Here is a 2,529-nt window from a genome sequence, read left to right as displayed (position 1 = left end):
CTGAAAACCTCTGGGCGTAGTAAATCTTTAACAGCCAGTAAAAAACGAATTATTAAACATTAGCATATCATTTATAATTCAACTCGTACCTTTATATTTCATAAATAAAAATTTAGACGTTTATGGATAACAAAAAATACAAAATTCTTCTTTGTGAAGATGATCAAAATCTAGGAATGGTTTTGAAAAACTATTTGGAGTTGAATGACTATGATGTAGTTCTGGAACGTGACGGTCGCTTAGGATTGGCTGCTTTTCAAAGGGAAGGCGCTGATATTTGCTTGCTTGATGTAATGATGCCACATATGGATGGCTTTACTCTTGCCGAAGAGATTAGAGATATTAATCCTGAAGTGCCTTTATTTTTCCTAAGTGCCAAAACAATGAAGGAAGACATCATTCAAGGATATAAATTGGGTGCTGATGATTATATCACCAAGCCCTTTGATAGCGAAGTATTATTGTTGAAAATAAAAGCTATTTTAAAACGCAACGAAGAAATCAATAAAGAAAACGAATACGTTGAATTTGATTTGGGTGGTTTTCATTTTAATCCGCGCTTACGTCAATTAATCCGAGGTGAAGAAACTTTCACTCTTTCTCCAAAAGAAAACGAATTATTGAAAATGTTGGCTGAGCACAAAAATGATTTATTGCCACGCGAAAAAGCCTTGAAGAAGATTTGGGGTAGTGATACTTATTTCAACGGCCGTAGTATGGATGTATATATCGCTAAATTGCGTAAATATCTGAAAGAAGATGATCAAATAGAAATTGTAAATATTCATGGGAATGGTTTCCGTTTGGTAGCGCCTTAATAAATAGATACAATGAGCTAATAAAGGCGCAGCATTTTTAAATGTTGCGCCTTTTTGCTAGCTAAAATTGCCCTCTAATCTTTATTGGGTGCAAGATATTTATAAACCAAGCCGGCAATCGTAGCCCCTATAATTGGAGCGATACAAAAAAACCATAGTTGGCTTATCGCCCAACCACCAGCAAATAATGCCGGAGCTATGCTTCTTGCAGGGTTTACTGATGTATTGGTCACAGGAATACTGATTAGATGTATAAGCGTTAAACCCAGACCTATAGCAATACCCGCAAAACCTTTAGGTGTATTTTTATGTGTGGCTCCAAGAATAATCATCACAAACATAAAAGTCATCGTAATTTCACAAACAAAACATGCCAATAACGAATAACCTCCGGGCGAATGCTCACCGTAACCATTAGAGGCGAAGCTACCTAATTCAAACCCAGGTTTCCCTGTTGCAATTAAATACAAAATACCTGCTCCCACTATCCCGCCCAAAATTTGAGCAACGATATAAGGTACTAAATCTTTGCCATCGAAACGCCCGCCAATCCATAAGCCAAAAGAAACAGCCGGGTTAAAATGGCCACCGGAAATATGTCCAAAAGCATAAATTCCAGTCAAGACAGTTAGACCAAATGCAAATGCAACACCTATGAAACCAATGCCCAGGTTTGGAAACGTCGCGGATAATACCGCTGCGCCGCATCCACCCAAGACCAGCCACATTGTTCCAATAAATTCTGCTAAATACTTTTTCATGTATTAAAATTTAATAAGTAAATATTGTAAATAAAGCTAATGAATTTTAATACATGATATTCATTTCCCCTTTAAAATATATTATTTATCTAAGCTAAAAATCTTGGGTTAGGGTCTGGCTGTAAATTTTTAATAAGTCATAATGAGCTTAATATTTATCTGACATCCAAAAGACTAATTTTCCGCCTTTGGTAATATCACTTTGTTTAATGAATGGCTGCGATAATATTTTTCCATTCAATTCTACTCTTGAAACATATACATTCTTCTGCGCCTGATTCTTTGTTTCAATGACGAAGTGTTTCCCATTTTCCAGATGTAAGTCTGCACTTTTTATTAGAGGACTTCCTAGAGCATATTTGTCCGAGCCGGGTGTTACCGGATAGAAGCCAAGTGCACTAAAGATATACCAAGCGCTCATCTGTCCTGTGTCATCGTTTCCGCCCAAACCGTCGGCACCGTTGTGGTATTGTGATTTCAAAATCATGCGTACGGTACTTTGTGTTTTCCATGGTTGACTTGTCCAATTGTATAAATAGGCAATATGATGCGATGGTTCGTTGCCATGCACGTAATTCCCAATTAATCCATCGCGGGTAATATCTTCGGTATGAGCAAAGTATTTATCGGGTAAATAGGTTGTAAATAATTTATCTAATCTTTCGATAAATGCTTTATCGCCACCTTCCATTTGGATCATGCCGGTTGGATCCTGCGGGACGTACAATGAATAATTCCAAGCATTTCCTTCAATAAAACCTTCGCCAGATGTTTCTAATGGATCGAAATTTTTTCTAAATACGCCCGCATTATTTTTGGGGCGCATATAACCAATGGATGCATCATAAACATTTTTATAATTCTGTGAACGTTTGATGAATTCGTTATAAATTTTTTCATTCCCTATTTTTTTTGGAAGATGATCACTGCACCAGTCATCATCACCATAG

At 36.7% G+C, this 2,529-nt stretch carries 3 protein-coding genes; 1 reads left to right on the top strand and 2 read right to left on the bottom strand.

From position 1 onward, the window contains the following. The first annotated feature begins 122 nt into the window (after positions 1-122). Positions 123-818, top strand: a complete 696-nt coding sequence (locus ACQR30_RS03050) for a response regulator transcription factor (protein WP_429731082.1) — start codon at positions 123-125, stop codon at positions 816-818. A 74-nt stretch (positions 819-892) separates the two neighbouring features. Here the strand turns inward: ACQR30_RS03050 and aqpZ are convergent, their stop codons facing one another. Next, a complete protein-coding gene (gene aqpZ / locus ACQR30_RS03045; protein ID WP_429731079.1) occupies positions 893-1,579 on the bottom strand; it encodes an aquaporin Z in 687 nt (228 codons plus the stop codon). A gap of 148 nt (positions 1,580-1,727) precedes the next feature. Further along, the coding region (locus ACQR30_RS03040; protein WP_429731076.1) for a GH92 family glycosyl hydrolase at positions 1,728-2,529 on the bottom strand (802 nt) is incomplete at its 5' end.

Source organism: Arachidicoccus sp., assembly GCF_050436765.1.
GTDB lineage: Bacteria > Bacteroidota > Bacteroidia > Chitinophagales > Chitinophagaceae > Arachidicoccus.
Note: the sequence above shows the minus strand (reverse complement) of the source record. Positions and strands in the feature narration are given on the sequence as shown.